16 protein-coding genes are annotated in these 23,519 nt (G+C 63.2%); 6 read left to right on the top strand and 10 right to left on the bottom strand.

The window, feature by feature from the left end; all coding sequences use genetic code 11:
* Positions 1-83 precede the first annotated feature (83 nt).
* The 6 genes from accC to GUY40_RS08970 all read right to left on the bottom strand — a co-directional run bounded on the left by accC (position 84) and on the right by GUY40_RS08970 (position 8,322).
* Entirely contained in the window at positions 84-1,445 is a 1,362-nt protein-coding gene (gene accC, locus GUY40_RS08995; protein WP_166568603.1) for an acetyl-CoA carboxylase biotin carboxylase subunit, read from the bottom strand.
* A gap of 17 nt (positions 1,446-1,462) precedes the next feature.
* Positions 1,463-1,924, bottom strand: a complete 462-nt coding sequence (gene accB, locus GUY40_RS08990; protein ID WP_166568602.1) for an acetyl-CoA carboxylase biotin carboxyl carrier protein — start codon at positions 1,922-1,924, stop codon at positions 1,463-1,465.
* A gap of 91 nt (positions 1,925-2,015) precedes the next feature.
* Positions 2,016-2,468, bottom strand: a complete 453-nt coding sequence (gene aroQ / locus GUY40_RS08985) for a type II 3-dehydroquinate dehydratase (protein WP_166568601.1) — start codon at positions 2,466-2,468, stop codon at positions 2,016-2,018.
* Between the two features lie 175 nt (positions 2,469-2,643).
* Complete coding sequence (locus GUY40_RS08980) at positions 2,644-4,440, bottom strand: protein-disulfide reductase DsbD (RefSeq protein WP_166568600.1); 1,797 nt, start codon at positions 4,438-4,440, stop codon at positions 2,644-2,646.
* Between the two features lie 109 nt (positions 4,441-4,549).
* Positions 4,550-5,278 (bottom strand): methyl-accepting chemotaxis protein, encoded by a 729-nt coding sequence (locus tag GUY40_RS28760; protein ID WP_371924762.1) that lies wholly within the window; start codon positions 5,276-5,278, stop codon positions 4,550-4,552.
* Between the two features lie 1,430 nt (positions 5,279-6,708).
* The gene (locus GUY40_RS08970; protein ID WP_166568598.1) at positions 6,709-8,322 is read right to left on the bottom strand and encodes a PleD family two-component system response regulator; all 1,614 of its coding nucleotides are present in this window, start codon (positions 8,320-8,322) and stop codon (positions 6,709-6,711) included.
* Between the two features lie 266 nt (positions 8,323-8,588).
* Between GUY40_RS08970 and GUY40_RS08965 the strand changes: the two genes are divergently transcribed.
* The 4 genes from GUY40_RS08965 (at position 8,589) to speA (ending at position 12,873) form a co-directional block, all read left to right on the top strand.
* Entirely contained in the window at positions 8,589-9,662 is a 1,074-nt protein-coding gene (locus GUY40_RS08965) for a DUF2333 family protein (protein ID WP_166568597.1), read from the top strand.
* A 3-nt stretch (positions 9,663-9,665) separates the two neighbouring features.
* Positions 9,666-10,202 (top strand): NUDIX hydrolase, encoded by a 537-nt coding sequence (locus GUY40_RS08960; protein WP_166568596.1) that lies wholly within the window; start codon positions 9,666-9,668, stop codon positions 10,200-10,202.
* Between the two features lie 180 nt (positions 10,203-10,382).
* Positions 10,383-10,754, top strand: a complete 372-nt coding sequence (locus tag GUY40_RS08955; RefSeq protein ID WP_166568595.1) for a translation initiation factor Sui1 — start codon at positions 10,383-10,385, stop codon at positions 10,752-10,754.
* A gap of 205 nt (positions 10,755-10,959) precedes the next feature.
* Complete coding sequence (gene speA / locus GUY40_RS08950; RefSeq protein ID WP_166568594.1) at positions 10,960-12,873, top strand: arginine decarboxylase; 1,914 nt, start codon at positions 10,960-10,962, stop codon at positions 12,871-12,873.
* A gap of 161 nt (positions 12,874-13,034) precedes the next feature.
* Here the strand turns inward: speA and GUY40_RS08945 are convergent, their stop codons facing one another.
* Positions 13,035-14,381, bottom strand: coding sequence for an MATE family efflux transporter (locus GUY40_RS08945; protein ID WP_166568593.1), 1,347 nt, complete (start codon positions 14,379-14,381; stop codon positions 13,035-13,037).
* Positions 14,382-14,520: 139 nt separating this feature from the next.
* On the opposite strand from GUY40_RS08945, the gene GUY40_RS08940 reads away from it, so the two are divergent.
* Positions 14,521-19,431: an alpha-2-macroglobulin gene (locus GUY40_RS08940; RefSeq protein ID WP_166568592.1), complete on the top strand. Its 4,911-nt coding sequence runs from the start codon at positions 14,521-14,523 to the stop codon at positions 19,429-19,431.
* 136 nt (positions 19,432-19,567) lie between these two features.
* On the opposite strand, the gene GUY40_RS08935 is transcribed toward GUY40_RS08940, so the two are convergent.
* Positions 19,568-19,861, bottom strand: a complete 294-nt coding sequence (locus tag GUY40_RS08935; RefSeq protein ID WP_166568591.1) for a hypothetical protein — start codon at positions 19,859-19,861, stop codon at positions 19,568-19,570.
* A 134-nt stretch (positions 19,862-19,995) separates the two neighbouring features.
* Between GUY40_RS08935 and pbpC the strand changes: the two genes are divergently transcribed.
* Positions 19,996-22,317 carry a peptidoglycan glycosyltransferase PbpC gene (gene pbpC / locus GUY40_RS08930; protein ID WP_178117750.1) on the top strand — a complete coding sequence of 774 codons (2,322 nt, stop codon included), beginning with the start codon at positions 19,996-19,998 and terminating at the stop codon, positions 22,315-22,317.
* A 6-nt stretch (positions 22,318-22,323) separates the two neighbouring features.
* Here the strand turns inward: pbpC and GUY40_RS08925 are convergent, their stop codons facing one another.
* Positions 22,324-22,773: a DMT family transporter gene (locus GUY40_RS08925; RefSeq protein WP_166568590.1), complete on the bottom strand. Its 450-nt coding sequence runs from the start codon at positions 22,771-22,773 to the stop codon at positions 22,324-22,326.
* 311 nt (positions 22,774-23,084) lie between these two features.
* Entirely contained in the window at positions 23,085-23,495 is a 411-nt protein-coding gene (locus tag GUY40_RS08920; RefSeq protein WP_166568589.1) for a response regulator, read from the bottom strand.
* Positions 23,496-23,519 lie beyond the last annotated feature (24 nt).

Here is a 23,519-nt window from a genome sequence, read left to right as displayed (position 1 = left end):
GGATAAATCCGCTCCCACAAAAACCCTCACTCACTGTTGTGGGGGCGTTTGTGGGAGCGGATTTATCCGCGAATGGGTTCACATCACTCCTGGCTAGCCAGTTTGTGTTCCAGGTAGTGGATGTTGACGCCGCCCTTGCAGAAGCCTTTGTCACGAACCAGATCACGGTGCAACGGGATGTTGGTCTTGATCCCGTCAACCACGATTTCGTCCAGGGCATTGCGCATGCGAGCCATGGCTTCGTCGCGGTCCTTGCCATAAGTGATCAGCTTGCCGATCAGCGAATCGTAGTTCGGTGGTACCGAATAACCGCTGTACAGGTGCGAATCGACGCGAACGCCGTTGCCGCCCGGTGCGTGGAAATGCTTGACGGTGCCAGGGCTTGGAATGAACTTCTTCGGGTCTTCAGCGTTGATCCGGCATTCCAGCGCGTGGCCGCGGATAACGACGTCATCCTGGGTGAACGACAGCTTGTTGCCAGCGGCGATGCTGAGCATCTCCTTGACGATGTCGATGCCAGTGACCATCTCCGAAACCGGGTGCTCCACTTGAACACGGGTGTTCATTTCGATGAAGTAGAACGCGCCGTTCTCGTAGAGGAACTCGAAGGTGCCAGCGCCACGGTAGCCGATGTCGATGCACGCCTTGACGCAGCGCGCGAAGACTTCCTGACGGGCTTTTTCGTCGATACCCGGTGCTGGCGCTTCTTCCAGTACCTTCTGGTGACGACGTTGCAGCGAGCAGTCACGGTCGCCCAGATGAACGGCGTGGCCCTGGCCATCGGAGAGCACCTGAACTTCCACGTGACGTGGGTTGGTCAGGAACTTCTCCAGGTAAACCATCGGGTTGCCGAACGCAGCACCGGCTTCGGTGCGGGTCAGCTTGGCCGAGGAGATCAGGTCTTCTTCCTTGTGCACCACGCGCATGCCGCGACCACCGCCGCCGCCAGCGGCCTTGATGATCACCGGGTAGCCGACTTCACGGCCAATGCGCAGGGCTTCTGCTTCGTCTTCCGGCAGTGGGCCGTCGGAACCCGGAACAGTCGGAACGCCTGCTTTGATCATCGCGTCCTTGGCCGATACCTTGTCGCCCATCAGGCGGATGGTGTCAGCTTTCGGGCCGATGAAGGCAAAGCCGGATTTCTCGACCTGCTCGGCGAAGTCGGCGTTTTCTGCGAGGAAGCCGTAGCCCGGGTGGATCGCCGTGGCGCCGGTGACTTCGGCTGCCGCGATGATGGCCGGGATGTGCAGGTAGGAGGCGGAGGCTTGCGCCGGGCCAATGCACACGGACTCGTCAGCCAGGCCCAGGTGCATCAGCTCTTTGTCAGCCTTGGAGTAAACGGCGACGGTCTTGATGCCCATCTCTTTACAGGCACGCAGGATCCGCAGGGCGATTTCACCGCGGTTGGCGATCAGAACTTTTTCCAACTTCGCAGGTTTCAACATCGTTAACTCTCCGCGGTTCAAACGATGGTGAACAGCGGCTGGTCAAACTCAACCGGCTGGCCGTCTTCTACCAGGATGGACTCGATCACGCCGCTGGTTTCAGCTTCGATGTGGTTCATCATTTTCATCGCTTCAACGATGCACAGGGTGTCGCCTTTCTTCACGCTCTGGCCGACTTCAACGAAGGCAGGCGAGGTAGGCGAAGCCTTGCGGTAGAAGGTGCCGACCATTGGCGAACGGGCAACGCTGCCGTTCAGTTTCGGTGCGGATGGGGCTTCTGCGGCGGGGGCAGCGGCAGCCACTGGAGCAGCAGCGGCAGGCGCCGGTGCGGCCATCGGGGCTGGAGCGTAGTACTGCTGGGCAGGGGTTTTGCTGTGACGGCTGATCCGTACGGATTCTTCGCCTTCTTTGATCTCGAGCTCGTCGATGCCGGACTCTTCCAGCAGTTCGATCAGTTTCTTGACTTTACGAATATCCATCAATCATCAACTCCCAAGGGTCGGTCAGGGGCGTGTAAGCGCTGTCTTCAAGCGGTTTCTTGCGTCTCGTCTTGCGACCAGACACGCGTATTCAGGGTTTTGCAGGTGCAGCCAGTTGTTCCAGGGCTGCTTCCAGGGCCAGCCGATAACCGCTGGCGCCAAGACCGCAGATCACTCCTACGGCGACATCCGAAAAGTAGGAGTGATGGCGAAAAGGTTCACGCTTGTGCACGTTGGACAAGTGCACTTCGATGAATGGGATGCTCACCGCCAGCAACGCGTCACGTAATGCGACGCTGGTATGCGTAAAAGCGGCCGGATTGATAAGAATGAAGTCGACGCCTTCGTCGCGGGCGGCATGGATACGATCGATCAGTTCATACTCGGCGTTGCTTTGCAGGTACTGCAGGTGATGGCCGGCAGCGCGAGCGCGCTGCTCAAGGTCCTGGTTGATCTGGGCCAGGGTCACGGCGCCATAGACACCCGGTTCGCGGGTGCCGAGCAGGTTCAGGTTGGGGCCGTGAAGCACCAATAGCGTTGCCATCTGTGTTTTCCTTTCTCGAGTCTGGGCTGAGTTCAATGCGGGCGACTATGCCGGAAGGGCTACGCACTGTCCAGTTTGCTGCAATAGCCAGCACGATGCCCGAGGATTGCGCGAAATTTGTGACTGAATGGTTAAGTCTGGTCATGCTTGCCGCCTTTTTTGGCGGCCTGGGACGTTATAGACGCAGATCGCGCCGCGCGCTCCTCAGTCGCTCGGCAAATTCGCCGGCGTTTATCTCACCGACCACCCTTAGGTGCTTCAGTTCGTCGCCGTTCGCGGCAAAGAACAGAATGGCCGGTGGCCCGAAGAGCCTGTAGCGGTCGAGCAGGGCGCGCTGCTCGGCGTTGCTCTCGGTAATGTCGAAACGCACCAGTTTGTAGTCCTTCAACTGGGGGACCACGCTTGGCGCCGTAAGCACTTCTTTCTCGATCACCTTGCAACTGATGCACCAGTCGGCGTACCAGTCGAGCAGCACCGGTTGCCCGGCATTTTTTGCCTCGGCGAGCAGGCGATCGAGCTCGTCAGGGCGGGTGATGGTCTGCCAATCGCCATGGCTTTCCTGAACGCTGGCGGCGCTGCCGTTGACGGTCACCTGCGTGCGGCCCAGGGGTTGGAAGGGGTCGGTGTTGCCGCTCAGGGCGCCGAACCAGCAGGTCAGGGCGTAGAACAGCAACAGCAGGCCAAGCAGCTGGGCCAGCCGCTGGCGTGTGGTTTTGTGGGTGAACTCGAGGGCGCCCAGAAACACTCCGACACCGGCCGCCAACAAGCCAATCAACAGCAGCGTGACCTGCCCCGGCAGTACCCGGCTGAGCAGCCCGATTGCCAGCCCCAGCAGCAGCACGCCGATGGCGTTCTTGACCGTGCCCAGCCACGGCCCGCTCTTGGGCAGCCAGGCTGCACCGCCGACCGCTACCAACAGCAGCGGAGCGCCCATCCCCAGCCCCAGGCTGAACAGTTTCAGTGCTCCGCCGGCGGCATCGCCGCTGGCACTGATATAGAGCAGTGCGCCCGCCAGTGGGGCCGACACGCACGGCGAAACCAGCAGGCTGGAAACGACGCCAAGGATCGCCGCGCCCACCAGCGAACCGCCCTTGGTCTTGCCCGCCATGCGGTCAAGACGCGAGCTGATCGAGTGTGGCAATTTCAGCTCGAAGAGGCCGAACATCGCCAGGGCAAATACCACGAAAAACAGCGCAAATGGCACCAGCACCCAGGCCGATTGCAAGCGCGCCTGCAGGTTCAGCTGGGCGCCGAACAGTCCCATCAGGGCGCCGAGCAGGGCGAAGCAGGCGGCCATCGGCAGCACATAGGCCAGCGACAGACTGAACCCGCGCCAGCCGCCGACCTGGCCGCGCAACACCACCCCCGAAAGGATCGGCAGCATCGGCAATACACAAGGGGTGAAGGTCAGGCCGATGCCGGCGAGGAAGAACAGCAGCATCTCCTTCCAGGTCCAGCCTGTCGGGGCTATCGGGGCCGAGCTCGCCGCCATGGAGGCGACACCCTTGCCGTCGATGCTCAGGCGTTCGGTTTCCGGCGGGTAGCACAGGCCCTTGTCGGCGCAGCCCTGGTAGGTCACGGCGAGGGTGAAGGCGCGGTGGTCATCCTTGGGACGCGGGATCTCGACGTCGAGGATGCCGTAGTACACCTCGACATCGCCGAAGAACTCGTCGCGTTTCTTTTCGCCCCGGGGCAGTTGCGCGGGGCCCAGGACCACATCGACCGGGTCGCTGCGGAACTGGAAACGGTGGCGATAGAGGTAATAGCCTTCGGTGGCCACGAAGCGCAACTTGATGGTCTCGGCGTTGCTGTCGACCAGGCTGAGCTTGAACGCCTCGCGCACGGGCAAAAAGTCGCTGCTGTTATTCAGCGCGGCACCGCCGAAGGTCGCGTTGGGGCGACTGTCGAGCAGGCCGGCACCGACGGCGGGCAGGGCAAAGACCAGAAACAGCAGGCAAAGCAGGCGGCGCATGGCGATCTCGCGAAGCAGGAGTGTGGGCATCATAGCGAACTGAGTCGCGCCATGCATGGGCGCGACTCACTGCCCACCTTCTAGTGCCTCAGGATTAAGAGCCGGTTAATCACACCCTGAAGGCCCGCACAGCGGTGCGCAATTCGCTGCCCAGTGCCAGCAATTGCTCACCTTGTTCGCGACCTTCGCCGATACGTTGCAGGTTGCCCTCGCCAAGCGCGTGAATGCGCTCGCTGTGGTCGCGGATCTCGCTGACCGCGCCACTTTGCTGGGCGGTGACTTCGGCGATGCGTTCGGCGGTGGCGGCGATGGTCTGGATGGCGGCGACGATCTCATCCAGCGCACCGTCAGCGGCCTGGGCCTGGCCGGCGGTCGCCTCGGCGTGCCCGACCTGGGCGCGCATGCCTTCCACCGATTGCCGCGCCGCCAGTTGCAGGCTGGCGATCAGGGTCTGGATTTCACCGGTTGCGCCAGCGGTGCGCTGGGCCAGCGAGCGCACCTCTTCGGCGACCACGGCAAAGCCGCGACCCATCTCGCCGGCCCGCGCGGCTTCAATGGCTGCGTTCAAGGCCAGCAGGTTGGTCTGGTCGGCAATCGAGCGGATCACGGTCAGGACGCCGCCGATGGTGGCCGACTCTTCCGCCAGCCGTTCGATCATCTGCGCATTGCTTTGCACCTCGCCGACCAGCGTATGCAAGCCTGTGAGGCTTTGGCCGATCACCGCCTGCCCGTGTTCAACCGCGCGCCCGGCGTCACGGCTGGCATCGGCGGCCTGGCTGGCATCGCCGGCGACTTGCTGGATGGTCGCTTCCAGCTCACCCAGCGAATCACGAATCATGCCGGTGTCACCGGCCTGGCGTTCGGCATCATCGTGCAGGCCGCTGCTCAGGTCGGCCAGGGTACGACTGCTGCCGGCTACCCCTTCGGCGTTGCTGCGGATGGTGCCGACCAGGTCCACCAGATAGGCGCGCAGGCGGTTCAGGGACTCCTCGATGTCGTGCAGTTCGCGGTTGGTGGCACCCAGGGCGATGGGGCGGCTGAAGTCTCCTTCGGCCCAGGTTGACAGAGCCGGTGCCAGGCGCGTCAGCACGCGGGCAAGGCGCCGTTGCAGGGTGTCGATCAACAGCGCGATGAGGAGGATCAGGGCAATGATGAGACCTTGCAGAATGCGCACTTCAGCCTGAATGCGACCGTGCTCGCTACGCACCGCGGGTTCAAGGTCGGCGATGGCGGTCTGGACGCTGGCAAGCTCTTTATGGGTGCGCTCGGCCAGTGCTGCGCGGCGTTCGATCTGTTCACGGGTGCGGCTCAGTTCAGCCGGGTAGCGAGTCAGCAGGCTGGCCAGCTCGCGCTTCAAGTCGACCCCCTTGTCCTGGGCTTGCGCCTTGGTGTCGCTTTGCAAGCCCATCATTGAGGCGAAGTCATCGACATTGCTTTGCGCCTCTGCGGTCACGCCCAACAACGGCAGGGCTTGCAGGGCCTCGGCCTGGTTGGCAATAGCGGACAGTTCTCGCTCGACGTCGGCCGCCAATTCGCCACGGCCGCTGCTGACCAGTTTGTCGCGGGCCAGCGACAAGCGCGCCAAATGCTGTGCGGCAGCCAGCAGCGGTGCTTGATAGCGCGCGGCATCGGCGTTGGCCTCGGTGCTGGCGTACTGCGCCAGTTGTTCCAGGTTGGCACCTAGTTCGCGTTCGGCCTGCAACAGCAAGGCTTGCGGGTCGCCGGCCAGTTTGCCGGCGGCGAGCAGGTCGGTGCTGCTGAATTCGCGCAGCCGGGTCAGGCTGGGCCGTAGCGTCTCGGTCAGTGCCGCCGGCAGTTCGGTCAGTTGCTGCTCCAGTTCGGCAATGTTTTGCACCGCGCCGCTGTGGCGCAGGGCATCGCCGCTGCTCAGGTAGTCCTCGACGTTGCGGGCGACCTGATTCTGGAATTGCTGGGACAGGCCCAGGTAGCGCTCCATCAGTAAATAGGGGCGCTCCAGTGCGCGCTGCGACCACCACAAGGTGGCGCCCAGCGCGACGCAGACAGTGACTAGCAGGAAGGTGTTGAGATTGGTAAGCAGCTTCAGGCGCATGGACGGTTTCACTGACGGCCGGAGTGTAAGTGTCTGAAGATATTGCGGTTTTATGACACCGTAATGACGGTGAGGGTGTTTCGGGGGTAGGAGCAGAGCTTGCTCGCGATGACACCTGCGCGGTTTGAAGATTTTTGTCGCCTGAGCTGGCGTCATCGCGAGCAAGCTCTGCTCCTACAGCCACCCTCACCGTCGGATTACGGCAGGGCGTGCACGCGATTGCGTCCCAGGTGCTTGGCGCGGTAGAGCGCTTCATCCGCCTGGGCGGCCAGCAGCAGGGCATCGCTGTCGTCGTTCAACTCCACCACACCGGCGCTGAAGGTACAGCTGAGGTCAGTGCCTTGTGCCGGGTATTGGATTTCGGCGAAGCGCTGGCGGATTTCGTCGAGCACGTTGTGAGCGGCGGCCAAAGGGGTGTCCGGCATGACGATGGCGAACTCTTCGCCACCGTAGCGGCCGATGTAGTCGGTCTTGCGCAACCGCTGCTTGAGGAACAGCGCCAGGCTCTTGATCACCCGATCGCCCATAGGGTGACCATGGCAATCGTTGACCTTTTTGAAGTGGTCGATATCCAGCATGGCAAAACTCAGCGGCTTGCCCTCGCGGCGGGCGCGAAGGCTGCAGTCTTCCAGCAGCTGGAGAATATGCGTGTGGTTGTAGAGCCCGGTCAGGCTGTCACGCACCATCCGCGACTTGAGGTGGCGCGCCCGTGCTGCGCGGTTGCGCACGGTGGTGATCAGGTGGCGCGGCTTGATCGGTTTGGTCAGGAAGTCGTCGCCGCCTTCGCTCATGGCATCGAGCTGTTTGTCCAGGTTATCTTCGGCCGACAGGTAAATGATCGGCACGCTGACATAGCGGTCGTTGTGGCGGATGACCTTGGCCAGCTCCGTGCCGGTGCAGGCTGGCATGTACATGTCGAGAATGATCAGGTCGGGCTGGAAATCCGCCAGCTCAGTCATCGCTTGCAGGGGTTCGAACAGGGTGCGGGTCATCACGCCGGCGCTGTTGAGGATCCGTTCGGTGTGCCGCGCCTGGGTGCGCGAGTCGTCGACGATCAACACCTTGAACGGGTCGTACTGGGTGACGCAGGTCAGGCTTTCGATCTTTTCCAGCAGGCTTGAAGTCTCCAGGGTGCCGGTCAGGAACTCTTGCCCGCCGGCCCGCACCGCCGCGAGGCGGGTCGGAGTATCGGCATCCGGCAGGCTGAAAAACAGCAGCGGCAGTTTCTGCCCCAGCCCTTCCTGGGCCTGGGCCGCCAGTTGCAGGCCGACACCCTGGCCGCCGAAATCCACGTCCATGACGATGGCAGCCGGGTAGCGCTCGGCCATGGAGGCTAGAAAGGCATGGGTACTGCCCAGCGCCTGGGCGCCCACGCCGAAAAACTCCAACTGGCGGGCCAGTCGCTCGGCGCCCACATTGTCTTGCAGCACCACGTACACAGGCTTTGGCAACGGCGGCAGGCGGGTCTGCTCAAGGTGGTCGCCCTGACGCAGGCCGGTGCGCGAGAGCTGCTGCATGAGTCGGTTGAGCTCGCTGATCGAGTCGCTGCTCAGCCGCCCTTGGTTGTCATCAACCGCCTGTAGAGCCTGCCCGATGATCTGGGCCAGCCGGACATGTTCGGGTTGTTCGAAGCGTTCGGCATGGCGCAGCAGGCGCAGGTTGGCATTGGCCAGTTCATCCCGGTCGGCAGTGTTCCACTGGCTTGACTGCAAGCGCTGCCATATCTCCAGAATATGCCGTGCCTGGTGTGTGACACGCTGGGCAAAGTGCTGCTTGAGTTGCTCGCGGCTGGGGTCTTCAGGCTCGGTCATCGGGCGTGGGCGAGGTCGAATGGTGGCTCTATGCTAGCACTGGTCGTCGAGGAATGGATTGCTATGCGTCAATCTCCCGACCCTTGTCAGAATTCATTTTGTGACCGAAGAGTCGCTTATGCGCGTGCCCGTGCTTGCTTTATAGTGCAGGCCGGGCGGCGCAATCCCTGGTGGTGCCAAGAGCAAAAATGCTCGACCACCACAGGCACGATGCAACGGGCTTGCGGTCGAATCCCATGAATTGACGTGATCGAAAGGACATAGCCATGCTGGACTGGAAAAACCGCACAGGCACAACCGAAGCGCGCGAACGAGTGGATGCAAGAGGCGCCGGTGCGCGCAGTTACTTCAGCGGTCTGGTGTTCAGCCGGGCGCTGGGAACGCTGCTGTTTCTTTACTTGCTGGTGGCTGTGCTGGTGGGCTGGTACTGGAGTCGCGAGCCGGATCTGTTCCCGGTGCAGCAAAACGCTCAGGCCGCCGCGCAGCGCGAGAGTCGCCAGATGGTGATCGGTTACACCACTGTCGAAACGCTCAAGAGCGTTTCCGGCACCCTGCTGCACAAACCCGGTGGCTATATTTCCAACGACCGTTTTCCGCCGGGCCTGTGGATGGACAACATGTCGAGCTGGGAATACGGCGTGCTGGTCCAGGTCCGTGACCTGAGCCGCGCCTTGCGCAAGGACTTCGCCCGTTCCCAGTCGCAGTCCACTGAAGACGCGGACCTGGCCAAGGCCGAACCGCGTTTCAACTTTGACAACAAGAGCTGGATCCTGCCGTCGAGCGAATCCGAGTTCCAGGAAGGCATCAACTCCCTGAGTCGTTATCAGGCGCGCCTGTCGGCGCCCGAGCAGAAAGGCGCGCTGTTCTATTCGCGCGCCGATAACCTGAACAACTGGCTGGGCGATGTGGCCACGCGTCTGGGGTCGTTGTCCCAGCGGCTGTCGGCAAGCGTCGGCCGAGTGAAGCTCAACAGCACCCTGAAGACTGAAGTCATCGCTCCGGGCCAGGTGCCGCAGCTCGATGAAGAAGTGGTCGAAACCCCGTGGCTGCAGATCGACAATGTCTTCTATGAAGCCCGTGGTCAGGCCTGGGCGTTGTCGCACCTGCTGCGAGCGATCGAGGTCGACTTCGCCGATGTACTGGCCAAGAAGAATGCCACCGTCAGCGTGCGGCAGATCATCCGCGAGCTGGAAGCCTCGCAGGAGTCGCTGTGGAGCCCGATGGTGCTTAACGGTAGCGGCTTCGGGGTCTGGGCGAACCATTCGCTGGTCATGGCCAACTATATTTCCCGTGCCAACGCTGCTGTCATCGATTTGCGTCAATTGCTCTCGCAAGGATGAACCATGCCCGTCAGCCCTCGGGAGGCCGCGCACCGCGCCGCTTCCGATGCCGAAACCATCGCTTGGGTCGATGAACACGACCAGCCCCTGGGCGCTTTGCCCAGGGCGCAGTTGCGCGAGCGCAACCTGATCGGGCGAGGCACTTACATTCTGTTGTTCAACGGCGCCGGCGAGTTGTGCGTGCACCGGCGCACCTTGAGCAAGGCGATCTACCCGGGCTACTGGGATGTAGCCGCCGGTGGCATGGTCCAGGCCGATGAGACTTACGCCGAGTCGGCAGCCCGTGAGCTGGAAGAGGAGCTGGGCGTGTCCGGGGTCGAACTGACCGCCCACGAGCGGTTCTTCTTCGACCAGCCGGGCAACCGGCTTTGGTGCGCGGTGTTTTCGGCGGTCTGGGACGGGCCATTGCGCCTGCAACCGGAGGAGGTCAGCGACGCGCGTTTTCTGCCCGTCGCCGAGGCCCTGAAGGACAGCCTGAGCAACCCCTATTGCCCTGATTCGCTGGCCGCACTGAACCGTTTTATGGCCAGTCGTCCGTAAAGTCGCGATTGCTGAGTAAAATGCCGCAGTTTTGTACTTAGCAACCGGCGCTTTTGTCGTTAAACTGCGCGGCCTTTTCAGACCGAAGCCTTCACCGCTTCGGTTGCGCTGCCCCTGCCAGAGTGGGGCTTCGCGGTCGGTTCCCACCGACCAGTTTTTGTCCTCCCAAGAGGATCAAAAGTGGCCAAGAAAGCCGCATCCTTCGCCGCCCTCGGTGGCCTGGTGTTCTCCACCGACGCAGGCCGGCATTGCCCGGACTGCCGTCAACCCATAGATGCCTGCATCTGCAAACAGTCGCTCATTCCCGAAGGGGATGGCATCGCCCGTGTGCGCCGCGAAAGCAAAGGCCGTGGCGGCAAGACGGTGACCACCATCAGCGGTGTGCCGCTGCCTGAAGCCGAACTCAAGGAACTGGCCAGTACGCTCAAGCGTCGCTGCGGAACCGGCGGTGCGCTCAAGGACGGCGTCATCGAAATCCAGGGCGACCACGTCGAGCTACTCTTGGCGGAACTGATCAAGCAGGGTTTCAAAGCGAAGAAGTCCGGCGGCTGATCCGCACTGCCTGCATAAACGACGCCCCGAGCTTCACGCTGCCATGGCAGCGCAGCGTCGGGGCGCGGTGTATTGGCTGGCAGAATCTAAACTCATGGCCGTAATCGGGGTCTGATCCCGCATACGGTAAATCGTCATTTTCACTCTCTACACTGCGCCATCCCGCATGGCCGGTGTTTTTCGACTTTATCAATAGGGGACTTCGATGTCCGAACGACGCACACGCAAAGACGATGGCAGCCAATGGACAGTTGCGGACAGCCGCAGTGTTTATGGGATTCGCCATTGGGGGGCCGGGTATTTCGCGATCAACGAGGCCGGGCGCGTGGAAGTGCGCCCGAACGGCCCGAAAAGCGCCCCGATCGACCTGTTTGAACAGGTTGATGAGCTGCGCCAGAGCGGTCTGTCGCTGCCGTTGCTGGTCCGCTTTCCAGATATTCTGCAGGACCGCGTGCGTCAACTGACCGGTGCCTTCGACGCCAATATCGCGCGTCTGGAGTACCAGAGCCAGTACACCGCGCTGTACCCGATCAAGGTCAACCAGCAAGAAGCGGTGGTGGAAAACATCATCGCCACCCAGGATGTTTCCATTGGTCTTGAGGCGGGCTCCAAGCCTGAGTTGCTGGCGGTGCTGGCACTGGCACCGAAGGGCGGCACCATCGTCTGCAACGGCTACAAGGACCGCGAGTTCATTCGCCTGGCACTGATGGGCCAGAAGCTCGGTCACAACGTCTTTATCGTGATCGAGAAAGAGTCGGAAGTGGCATTGGTGATCGACGAGGCTGCCGACCTCAACGTCAAGCCGCAGATCGGTCTGCGCGTGCGTTTGTCGTCGCTGGCGTCGAGCAAATGGGCGGACACCGGCGGTGAGAAGTCCAAGTTCGGTCTGTCGGCGGCCCAACTGATCTCGGTGGTCCAGCGTTTCCGTGATGCCGGGCTGGATCAGGGCATCCGCCTGCTGCACTTCCACATGGGCTCGCAAATCGCCAACCTGGCCGACTACCAGCACGGCTTCAAGGAAGCGATCCGTTACTACGGCGAACTGCGCGCCTTGAACCTGCCGGTCGATCACATCGACGTCGGCGGCGGACTGGGTGTCGACTACGACGGTACCCACTCGCGCAACGCCAGCTCCATCAACTACGACATGGACGATTACGCCGGTGTCGTGGTCGGCATGCTCAAGGAGTTCTGCGATGCCCAGGGCCTGCCGCACCCGCACATTTTCTCCGAGAGCGGCCGCTCGCTGACCGCCCACCACGCCATGCTGGTGGTGCAGGTGACCGACGTCGAGAAGCACAACGACGAAGTGCCGGTGATCGAGAACAAGGAAAGCCTGCCCGAGACCGTGCAGTGGCTGGCCGACCTGCTGGGTCCGACCGATATCGAGATGGTCACCGAGACCTACTGGCGCGCCACCCATTACATGAGCGACGTGGCGGCCCAGTACGCCGACGGCAAGATCACCCTGGCGGAAAAAGCCCTGGCCGAGCAGTGCTACTTTGCCGTGTGCCGGCGCCTGCACAACTCGTTGAAGGCCCGTCAGCGTTCGCACCGTCAGGTGCTGGACGAACTCAACGACAAGCTCGCCGACAAGTACATCTGCAACTTTTCGGTGTTCCAGAGCCTGCCGGACACCTGGGCCATCGGCCAGGTCCTGCCGATCCTGCCGCTGCATCGCCTCGACGAAGAGCCGCTGCGCCGTGCGGTGCTGCAAGACCTGACCTGCGACTCAGACGGCAAGATCAATCAGTACGTGGACGAACAGAGCATCGAAACCAGCTTGCCGGTGCATTCGGTCAACGAGGGCGAGGATTACCTGCTGGGGATTTTCCTGGTCGGTGCCTACCAGGAAATTCTCGGTGACATGCACAACCTGTTCGGTGACACCGACTCGGTGAACATCTACCAGAACCTGGACGGCAGCGTGTACCACGCCGGTATCGAGACCCACGACACCATCGAAGACATGCTGCGCTATGTGCACCTGTCGCCGGAGGAATTGATGACTCATTACCGCGACAAGTGCGCCAGCGCCAAGATCACCGCCCGCGAGCGCACCCAGTTTCTGGATGCGTTGCGCCTGGGGCTGACCCGGTCTTCTTACCTGTCGTCTTGACCAACAACCCCCCATCCTTTTGCTGGAATGGAATGTGGGAGCGGATTTATCCGCGAATAGGGTCGCTGCGGTTTATCAGTCAGACCGTGTGGCCTCTATTCGCGGATGAATCCGCTCCCACAAGGGGGGTGTCAGCAGGCCAGTTGATGGGAGGCAAGATTTCAGTTTTCTGGGCGGACCCACCCATCCCTGCGCTGCAACCGCCAACCGATCACCCCCAGCGTCACCGCCCTCAGCGCCATGAACAGCAGAAACCCCAGCCACAGCCCATGGTTGCCCAGCCCATTGCAGGCATAGGCCAGCGGCAAGGCAATGGCCACGCTCAGCAGCATGCCGTTGCGCATCTCCCGCGCCCGGGTGGCGCCGATGAATAGCCCGTCGAGCAAGTAACTCCACACCGCAATCAATGGCAGCAGCGCCAGATAGGGCAGGTACTGATAGGCCGTTTCGCGCACCGATTCGATGCTGGTCTGCATATCGATAAACAGATGCCCACCCAACAGGAACAACACCGCAAAGGCCACGCTACACAGCAGTGACCATCCCGCCGCGACATTCAGTGAGCGGCGCAAGGCGAGTCGGTCGCGGGCGCCGATCGCATGCCCGCACAAGGCCTCGACCGCATGCGCCAACCCATCCAGCGCGTGAGCAGTCAGCAGCAGGCCGTTGAGCAGCAACGCATTGGCGGCCACGGTTGCATCCCCCAGCCGCGCCCCCTGGACGGTGATCAGGAAGAACACCGACTGCAGGGCCAGGCTGCGGATAAAGATGTCACGGTTGACGCTCAGCAGCGGTCGCCAGCTGTGCCATTTCGCCAGCGCGGCCCACATCATTTGCCCAGGGCGCGCGCGCAGGGCCGGGCCGGCCATGGCCAGGCCCAGCAGCGCGGCGCTCCATTCGGCGATGACCGAGGCCCGTGCCGAGCCGGTCACGCCCCAGTCCAGGCCGATCACAAACCACAGGTTGAGGACGATATTGAGCAGGTTGGTGGTCAGCAGGATCACCAGCGGTGCCCGGGCATTCTGGGTGCCGAGAAACCAGCCAACCAGGGCAAAGCTCGCCAGCACCGCCGGCAAGCCCAGCAGCCGGGTCTGAAAGAAGTCGTGGGTGGTCTGCTCCAGCGCCGCCGACGGTTGCATCAAGCTCAGCGCCAGATGGCTGAAGGGCAGGGCGAGCAGACCGATCAACAGCGCAAACAGCATCGCCAGCAACAAGCCCTGAACCAGCACCTGACGCAAGCCGGCACCGTCATTGCGGCCCACCGCCTGGGCGGCGAAGCCGGTCGAGCCCATGCGCAGAAAGCCCATGGCCCAGGCCAGAAAACTATAGAGGCTGGCGCCGACCGCCACGGCACCGAGCTGATGGGCGTGGGGCAAGTGACCGACCACGGCGCTGTCGACCAGCGCCACCAGCGGTACGGAAATATTGGAAAGAATCATCGGCGCGGCCAGGGCCCAGACCTTTCTGTGGGTCGGGCGGTCGCGCCAGTCGTGTGTAAATCGGGACATGCGGGCTCCTTGAGAGCGGGCATTGTACCGGCACTGCCAGGACGTGGCCGTCAATGCGCAGCAGACCCGCGTTACAACCCGTTTGGCGATGTTGATATATAGTTCAACCCTTCAGAGTTCCCTGCCCAAGAGTGTTCCCATGCTGAACAAAGGATTGTGGCTGGCTTGTGCCCTGGCACTGTTGAGTGCCTGTGATTCATCGACCGGCGACAAGCCCGCCCCGGCCCCGACGCCTGTGGAAAAGCCTGCGCCAGCAACGCCCGCCCAGGCCAAACCGGTTCAGAATGTGTCGGCGCTCGCCCAGCGTTATGCCGGGCGTGAGCTGAGCGTGGTGGATGTTTCCGAAGTGCAGCTGGACGGTGCCAGCGCCTTGTCGGTGTCGTTCTCGGTGCCACTGGATCCGGCGCAAGAATTTGCCGACAAGCTGCACCTGGTCGACACCGTCAACGGCAAGGTCGATGGCGCCTGGGAGCTTTCCGATAACCTCATGGAGTTGCGCCTGCGCCATCTGGAGCCCAAGCGCAAACTGGTCCTGACCCTCGATCCCGGCCTGCTCGCGGTCAACGGCCAGCGCCTGGCTGCCGAGCACGTCAGCCGTCTGGAAACCCGCGATCTGGCGCCGAGCATCGGCTTTGCCAGCCGCGGCTCCTTGCTGCCGACCCGGCTGGCTGAAGGTCTGCCGGTGATCGCCCTGAATGTCGATAAGGTCAATGTCGAATTCTTCCGCATCAAGCCCGAATCCTTGCCGACCTTTCTCAGCCGCTGGGGCCGTAACAGCAGCCTGCAAAGCTATGAGTCGCGCGATTTGTTGCCGATGGCCGAGCTGGTCTACGGGGGCCGTTTCGACCTCAACCCGGCGCGCAATACCCGCGAAACCGTGCTGCTGCCCATTGCCGGGCTCAAGCCATTGCAACAACCGGGCGTCTATCTGGCGGTGATGCGCGCCTCGGGAACCTACGGCTTTTCGCAACCGGCAACGCTCTTTACCCTGAGCGATATCGGCGTCTCGGCGCACCGCTACCGCAATCGCCTGGACGTATTCGCCCAGGCTCTGGAGGGCGGCAAGGCCATGGAAGGCGTGGCGCTGGAAGTGCTCGACGGCGACGGCCGGGTGCTGGCCCAGGCCAGCACCGAGCAGGGCGGCCATGCGCAATTGCCGCTGCCGGCCAAGGCCCAGGTGCTGTTGGCCCGGCAGGGGGAGCAGACCACGCTGCTGAGCTTGCAATCCGCCGCGCTGGACCTGGCCGAGTTCGACATCACCGGCCCGCAAGCGCACCCGCTGCAGTTCTTCGTGTTCGGCCCGCGCGACCTTTATCGCCCTGGTGAGACCGTCTTGCTCAATGCGCTGCTGCGCGACAACGACGGCCGCGCCCTGAAGCCGCAACCGGTTAACGTTGAAGTGCGCCGCCCGGATCAACAGGTCAGTCGCAAGTTTGTCTGGGAGGCTGATGCCTCGGGGCTCTACCAACATCCGCTCGAACTCTCCGCCGAGGCGCCGACCGGGCGCTGGCAACTGGTGTTCGACCTGGGCGATGGCAAGCCGCAGCTGTATGAGTTTCAGGTGGAGGACTTCCTGCCCGAGCGCCTGGCGCTGGAGCTCAAGGGCAGCGACGCACCGATCGGCCCGGATCAACCCGTCGAAATCGATGTCACCGGCCGCTACCTTTACGGCGCCCCGGCTTCGGGCAATCGCCTGAGCGGGCAGGCCTATCTGCGGCCGCTGCGCGAAGCGGTCAAGGCGTTGCCGGGGTATCAGTTCGGTTCGGTCACCGAGGAGCAACTGAGCCAGGACCTGGAGCTGGACGAAGCCACCCTCGACAACGCCGGCAAGGCGACGCTGTCGATCGAAAGCAAATGGGCCGAGGCCCGCTCGCCGGTGGAGTTGATCGTGCAGGCCAGCTTGCAGGAGTCCGGCGGCCGGCCGATTACCCGTCGGCTGAACCAGCCGATCTGGCCGGCCGAGCGCTTGCCGGGCGTGCGCGGGCTGTTCAGCGGCGAGGAAACCGATGGCGATGCGCAAGCCGAATTCGAATTGCTGGTGGCCGACCAGGACGGCCACAAGCTGGCTGCCGACAACCTCAAGGTGCGGCTGGTGCGCGAACGTCGTGACTATTATTGGAACTACTCCGAGAACGATGGCTGGAGCCACAACTTCAACGAGAAATACCTGACCCAGAGCGAGCAGACCCTGAGCATCGCCGATGGCGCCACGGCCAAGGTCAGTTTCCCGGTGGAATGGGGCCCTTATCGCGTCGAGGTCGAAGACCCGCAGACCGGGTTGGTCAGCAGCCTGCGTTTCTGGGCCGGCTACCGCGCCCAGGACAACGCCGAAGGCGGTGCGGTACGGCCCGATCAGGTCAAGCTGGCGCTGGACAAACCGGTCTACGCCGACGGCGATACCGCCAACGTGACGGTCACGCCACCCGCAGCGGGCAAGGGTTATTTGTTGGTGGAGTCCAGCGAAGGGCCCTTGTGGTGGCAGGAAATCGACGTGCCCGCCGAGGGCAAAAGCTTTGCCGTGAAACTCGACCCGAAATGGCTGCGCCATGACCTGTACTTCAGCGCCCTGGTGATCCGCCCGGGTGAGCGCAAGGCCAACACCACGCCCAAGCGCGCGGTCGGTGTGCTGCACCTGCCTCTGGACCGGGCCGAGCGCAAGCTGGCATTGACTCTGAGCGCGCCGGAAACAATGCGCCCCAAACAACCGCTCAAGATCAAGGTGCAGGCCCGCAACGCCGATGGCAGCGCACCGGGCCAGGTGCATGTGCTGGTCGCGGCCGTGGACGTGGGCATCCTCAATATCACCAACTACTCGACCCCGGACCCGTTCACGAGCCTGTTCGGGCGCAAGGCGTATGGCGCCGACCAACTGGACATTTATGGGCAACTGATCGAAGCCGGGCAGGGTCGCCTCGCCAGCCTGGCCTTCGGTGGTGACGCGGGGCTGGCCAAGGGCGGCAAGCGGCCGGACACCAGCATCACCATCGTTGCGCTGCAGAGTGCGCCGGTTGCCTTGAACGAGCAGGGCGAAGGCGAGGTCAGCCTGGACATTCCCGACTTCAATGGTGAGCTGCGGCTGATGGCCCAGGCCTGGACCGACGAGCGCTACGGGATGGCCGAAGGCAAAACCGTGGTGGCCGCACCGCTGATTGCCGAGCTGTCAGCGCCACGCTTTTTGGCCGGTGGTGACCAGACCACCCTGGCGCTGGACCTCTCCAACCTGTCCGGCAAGGCCCAAACGCTAAAGGTGCAGGTCAGCGCAGAAGGGCAGCTGAACCTGCTCGGTGCTGGCGAGCAAAGCGTGGCCTTGACCGAAGGCCAGCGCACCACCTTGAAAATTCCGGTGCAGGCTCGGGGCGGATTGGGTCAGGGCCGAGTCAAGGTGCAGGTCGACGGTCTGGAATTGCCCGGTGAGACGCTGGCAGCGCTCAGCCGCGAGTGGACCCTGGGCGTGCGCCCGGCCTATCCGGCCCAGCTGCGCCACTACCGCGTGGTGCTCAAGGATCAGCCGTGGCAGCTGCCCGCCGGAGAACTGGAGCACTTTGAACAGGCTGGGCGTGAAGCACTGCTGGCCCTGTCGAGTCGCCCGCCACTGAACCTCGGCGAGCAGATTCGTGCGCTCAAGGCCTACCCCTACGGCTGCCTGGAACAGACCGCCAGCGGACTTTACCCGTCGCTGTATGCCGACGCCGCCACGCTCCAGCGCCTGGGCCTTGAAGGGGAGTCGGCGAATGTGCGCCAACGCAAGATCGAGCTGGGCATCGAACGCCTGTTGGGCATGCAGCGCTACAACGGCAGCTTTGGCCTGTGGAGCGCCGATGGCGAAGAAGAGTACTGGCTGACCGCCTATGTCACCGACTTCCTGTTACGGGCGCGCGAACAGGGCTTCGCGGTGCCGGCCGAGGCGCTGAAAAAAGCCAGCGAGCGGCTGCTGCGATATGTGCAGGAACGCAACCTGATCGAGGTCAGCTACAGCGAAAACGTCGAGCACACGCGCTTCGCCGTCCAGGCGTACGCGGGGCTGGTACTGGCGCGCAGCCAACAGGCGCCGCTGGGTGCGCTGCGCAGCCTGTTCGAGCGGCGCAGCGATACCCGTTCCGGCTTGCCGCTGGTGCAATTGGCCATCGCACTGCAGAAAATGGGCGACCAGCCGCGTGCCGAGCAGGCCCTGCAGGCCGGGCTTGCTGCGGCTCGCCAAGGCAATGACTGGCTGGCCGACTATGGCAGCCCTCTGCGCGATCAGGCGTTGATTCTGGCGTTGCTGGAAGAAAGCGATTGGGCCGCCGGTGAACGTGAGCAGCGCTTGTTCGAGTTGTCCGATCAGCTGGCTGCCAGCCAATGGCTGTCGACTCAGGAGCGTAACGCCCTGTTCCTCGCTGGGCGCGGCTTGCTCAGCAAGCCGCAAGCGCCGTGGCAGGCACAGCTTGACAGCGGTGCGCAAACCCGCGAGCTGAACAACGCGCAACCGGGTTTGAAACTGGAGGGGCCACTGTTGGCGTCGCCGCTGTCGGTGCGCAATCTGGGCGGCGGAACCCTCTACCAGCAGATGACGGTGTCGGGTTATCCACAGCAGGCACCTGCTGCCGGTGGCGAAAACTTGAGTATCCGCCGCGATTATCTGGGCCTCAATGGTCGGGCGTTGGACCTCAAAGCCATCAACAGCGGCGATCTGGTACTGGTGCACCTGGCCGTTACCGCCAAACAGCGCGTCCCGGATGCGCTGGTGGTGGATTTGCTGCCGGCAGGGCTGGAACTGGAAAACCAGAACCTGGCCCAGAGTGCAGCCAGCCTGGATAACGCTGGCAGCAATGTGAAGCAATGGCGCGATGCAATGCAGAACGCCAACCTGCTCCACCAGGAGTTTCGTGATGATCGCTACGTGGCGGCGCTGAACCTGGATGGCCATGGCACTACGCACCTGCTGTACCTCGCCCGGGCCGTGACGCCGGGTATTTATAAAATACCGCCGCCGCAGGTGGAGTCGATGTATCGGCCGAACTGGCAGGCGCTGGGTGAGGCGCCGGGGAGTCTGGTGGTGAAGGAGCGCTGATTCGCCACTCCATGCTGTAGGAGCAAGGCTAGCCGGGACGCCGGACCGCTGCGATGGGCTGCGAAGCAGACCCCAGGGCCGCTACGCGCCCCATCGCAGGCTAGCCTTGCTCCTACACGAGGTGAGTTGAGTCAGCTCAATGAATCACCCAGCTCATCACCCACAACGCCAGAATCAACCAGATGATCCCCATCACAATCGAAGCCCGCATGAATGCCCGCACCGCGGAATACAACAGCAGCAAGCCGATGATCAGCGCCAGAATGCTGGTCAGTGAGGTGTCCATGCCCAGCGTGCGTGAAAGCCCTTCGATAAAGTTGCCGCCGGCATTGGCGAGAATGCCGAACAACCCGCTCAGGCCGTCGACGATAAAGCGAATGACAGCGCCGAACACTTGTCCCAACCATTCAAAAAAACCTTCTACATGCATAGTTGCATCCTGATCCTGAGGGCGGCGACGTCGCCGGTCTTGAGCCTTTGGCCACGGCCGGGCCAGGTCAGTTCCCCGCGCAGGCACAAAGGTCGGCGTTCGTGAAGCTGAGCTTGGTATGGGCCCGCCGTCCGCTGGCTCGGCGTTGCGCGATTGGCCTAGGGCTGGCGTTGAGTCTGTGTGGATTGCTGTGGATCGCTGACCGCATCTGGCCCTTGCCGCTACCGGCTGATGACTTGGCGCGGGTGGTGCTGGCCGAAGACGGTACGCCCCTGTGGCGCTTTGCCGACGCCAAGGGTGTCTGGCGCTATCCGGTCACCGCAGAGCAGGTATCGCCCCTTTACCTGCAAGCATTGCTGACCTACGAAGACCGCTGGTTTTACCGGCACCCCGGCGTCAACCCGCTGGCACTCGGGCGCGCGGCCTGGCAAAACCTGAGTGGCGGGCGCGTGTTGTCGGGTGGCAGTACCTTGTCGATGCAGGTGGCACGCCTGCTCGACCCGCACCCGCGCACCTTGCCTGGCAAGCTACGCCAACTCTGGCGCACGGCGCAGCTGGAGTGGCATTTGTCCAAGCAGCAGATTCTCGAGCTGTACCTCAATCGCGCGCCGTTCGGTGGCACCTTGCAAGGCGTGGCTGCCGCGAGCTGGGCCTACCTGGGCAAGTCGCCCCTGCAACTGTCGCCGGCCGAGGCGGCGATGCTCGCGGTCTTGCCACAAGCCCCCAGCCGGCTGCGTCCGGATCGTCATGCGCAGCGGGCGCAGGCCGCTCGCGACAAGGTGCTCAAGCGTCTGGCCGAGTATCAGCTGTGGCCTCGGGCGACGGTCGATGAAGCGCTGGAAGAACCGTTGTTGCTGGCCCCGCGTCGGGAACCCGCGCTGGCGCCGTTGCTGGCCCGGCGGCTGAATCGCCGCGACAGCCCGCCGCTGATCCAGACCACCCTCGATGCCGCCTTGCAACGGCGGCTGGAAGACCTGTTGCTGGGCTGGCGCGCGCGATTGCCTGAGCGGACCTCGGCGGCGATTCTGGTGGTCGAGGCGCAGAGCATGGCGGTGCGCGCCTATGTGGGTTCGGTTGATTTGTCTGATGAGCGCCGCTTCGGCCATGTGGACATGATCAGCGCGGTGCGCTCACCGGGTTCGACCTTGAAACCGTTTCTCTATGGCATGGCCCTGGACGCGGGGCTGATTCACTCCGAATCGCTGCTGCAGGATGTGCCGCGCCGCTATGGCAACTACCGCCCCGGCAATTTCTCCGCGGGCTTCAGTGGCCCGGTGGCGGCCAGCTCGGCGCTGGCACTGTCGTTGAACCTGCCAGCGGTGCAGCTGCTTGAAGCCCTTGGCCCCAAGCGCTTCGCCGCGCAGTTGCGCAATGGTGGACTGTCGTTGCTGCTGCCGAATCTGGCCGAGCCTAACCTTTCATTGGCGCTGGGCGGCGCGGGCAGTCGCCTTGAGGATCTGGTGGCGGGCTACAGCGCCTTTGCCCGCGGTGGCAAAAGCGCCAGCCTGCGTTTTCAGCCGCAAGACCTGCTGCGCGAACGAACCATGCTGTCACCCGGCGCGGCCTGGATCGTGCGGCGCATTCTGGCCGGTCAGGCCCGGCCCGACCTGGACCCGCACGCCGATTTTCTGCAGCGCCCGGTGCTGGCCTGGAAGACCGGCACCAGCTACGGCTTTCGAGATGCCTGGTCGATCGGTGTGGGCCCGCGCTATCTGATCGGTATCTGGATCGGTCGCCCGGACGGCACGCCGGTGCCGGGGCAGTTTGGCCTGGCTTCAGCAGCGCCGTTGATGCTGCAAGTGCACGACGTATTGACCAACCGCGACCGTCAACGCGGTATCAGTGCGCCTGTCGCGCCAGTGCCGGCCAATGTCGGGGTTGCTGCCATCTGCTGGCCGCTGGGCCAACCGCTGGCGCGTACCAACAGCAATTGTCGGCGCCAGCGCTTTGCCTGGACACTGGACGGCACCACGCCACCCACCTTGCTGGCGGCGGATCAACCTTTGAGCGTGGGGCTGCTGGAAACGTTCTGGGTCAATGCCGATGGCTTGCGTGTCGGCCCCGGTTGCCCGGGCGCCCAGGTGCGCAATATGGCGCTATGGCCGGCGCCACTGGAGCCTTGGCTGCCGCGTGTGGAACGTCGCGAGGCACGCTTGCCAGCCATTGATGCAAGCTGCCCGCCGGTGCTCTCGGCCCGCTCGCCGCTGTCGATCATCGGTGTGCGAGAGGGCGATCACCTGCGCCGCCCGGCGGCCAGCCAGGAGCCATTGCGGCTCACACTTTCCGCCTTGGGCGGTGAAGGCCGGCGCTGGTGGTTTATCGATGGTGCACCCCAGGGCGAAACCCGAGGGCAGGAGGGGCTTGCGGCGAGCTTCACCGAGCTTGGCCGCCATCAGCTCAGTGTGCTCGATGAAAGCGGCCAGACCGCGCGGGTCGAATTCGAGGTGATCGACTGAGCGGCCTCAGCCGCGACGAATCATCCAGACCCCGGCGAGGATCAACACCAGGCCTGCGACTTTGCCGAAGGTCACCGGGGACTCGCGAAAGCCTGCCCAGCCAAAATGGTCGAGTGCCAGGGCCATCGCCAATTGCCCGGCCAGCACCAACGTCATAAACAACATCGCACCGATGCGCGGCCCGGCGAAGGCGGCGGTGGTGATGAAGAATGCGCCCAGCAGGCCGCCGCTCCAGTGCCACCAGGTCAGGCCCTTCAGGGCGGCGAAACCAGGCACTTCGCGTTGCGACAGCACCAGCGCCAGCAGGGCCAGCGAACCCACTACAAAGGAAATCAGCGCGGCAGCCAGGACGCTCGACACCTGCTTGGCCAATTGGCCGTTGATCCCTGCTTGCAGGGGGAGGAAGGCGCCAGCAATAAAGGGCAGACACAGCAGCCACCAGACGGGGGCGGGCATTGGTAATCTCCAGCAAAAAAGACGCGACAGTATAACCAGATGCATCGAAGCCACAGAGTGCGCTTTTGCTTTTGATGTAGGAGCTGGGCTCGCCCCAATGCCAGTCAGTTAAGGCGAATTACATGTGGGAGCGGATTTATCCGCGAATAATGACGACGCGCAATACCTGAAAAACCGCGGTGTCTGGATTCGCGGATAAATCCGCTCCCACAAGTTTTGTGTCGTTCAATGCCTTAACTGACTGGCATTGGGGTTTGCGCGCGACGTATTTAAAAACCACCGATCAAAGAAACCCCCGCGCGCAAACCCGGTCAGGAATTAACCAGCTGCACGCGCGGTTGGGGAAAAAGATTGTTAAGCGTCTCGAACAAGCGTACGTGATAGATGGGCTTGCGAAACAGATCGAGCACCTGCAACCGCAGCAGGTCGCTGACATCGTCCATGTCGGCATGGCCCGAGGTGACAATCACCGGCAAATGCTGGCGGGCAGTGTGCTCGCGCAGTCGCTTGATCAGCGACATGCCGCTCTCTTCGGGCATGCGCAGATCGGTAATCACCAGGGCAATGTCCGGGTGACGGGTCAGGTGCTGCAGGGCGAGTTTCACCGAGGTGGCGGTGAAGCAGCAGAAACCCTCGCCCTCCAGCAGTTCGGCCAGTTCCAGCAAAGCGTCTTCTTCGTCGTCGACCAGCAATAGTTGTTGACGTGGTGAAGGAGCCGGCATGGTGGGTACCTGTCGTGATTGATT

Source organism: Pseudomonas sp. R5(2019) (genome assembly GCF_009905435.1).
GTDB lineage: Bacteria > Pseudomonadota > Gammaproteobacteria > Pseudomonadales > Pseudomonadaceae > Aquipseudomonas.
Note: the sequence above shows the minus strand (reverse complement) of the source record. Positions and strands in the feature narration are given on the sequence as shown.

Excerpts from the sequence above, each read along its gene's own strand:
- accC (WP_166568603.1), bottom strand. The coding sequence starts at position 1,445 with ATGTTGAAACCTGCGAAGTTGGAAAAAGTTCTGATCGCCAACCGCGGT.
- accB (WP_166568602.1), bottom strand. The coding sequence starts at position 1,924 with ATGGATATTCGTAAAGTCAAGAAACTGATCGAACTGCTGGAAGAGTCC.
- aroQ (WP_166568601.1), bottom strand. The coding sequence starts at position 2,468 with ATGGCAACGCTATTGGTGCTTCACGGCCCCAACCTGAACCTGCTCGGC.
- GUY40_RS08980 (WP_166568600.1), bottom strand. The coding sequence starts at position 4,440 with ATGCGCCGCCTGCTTTGCCTGCTGTTTCTGGTCTTTGCCCTGCCCGCC.
- GUY40_RS28760 (WP_371924762.1), bottom strand. The coding sequence starts at position 5,278 with ATGATTCGTGATTCGCTGGGTGAGCTGGAAGCGACCATCCAGCAAGTC.
- GUY40_RS08970 (WP_166568598.1), bottom strand. The coding sequence starts at position 8,322 with ATGACCGAGCCTGAAGACCCCAGCCGCGAGCAACTCAAGCAGCACTTT.
- GUY40_RS08965 (WP_166568597.1), top strand. The coding sequence starts at position 8,589 with ATGCTGGACTGGAAAAACCGCACAGGCACAACCGAAGCGCGCGAACGA.
- GUY40_RS08960 (WP_166568596.1), top strand. The coding sequence starts at position 9,666 with ATGCCCGTCAGCCCTCGGGAGGCCGCGCACCGCGCCGCTTCCGATGCC.
- speA (WP_166568594.1), top strand. The coding sequence starts at position 10,960 with ATGTCCGAACGACGCACACGCAAAGACGATGGCAGCCAATGGACAGTT.
- GUY40_RS08945 (WP_166568593.1), bottom strand. The coding sequence starts at position 14,381 with ATGTCCCGATTTACACACGACTGGCGCGACCGCCCGACCCACAGAAAG.
- GUY40_RS08940 (WP_166568592.1), top strand. The coding sequence starts at position 14,521 with ATGCTGAACAAAGGATTGTGGCTGGCTTGTGCCCTGGCACTGTTGAGT.
- GUY40_RS08935 (WP_166568591.1), bottom strand. The coding sequence starts at position 19,861 with ATGCATGTAGAAGGTTTTTTTGAATGGTTGGGACAAGTGTTCGGCGCT.
- GUY40_RS08925 (WP_166568590.1), bottom strand. The coding sequence starts at position 22,773 with ATGCCCGCCCCCGTCTGGTGGCTGCTGTGTCTGCCCTTTATTGCTGGC.
- GUY40_RS08920 (WP_166568589.1), bottom strand. The coding sequence starts at position 23,495 with ATGCCGGCTCCTTCACCACGTCAACAACTATTGCTGGTCGACGACGAA.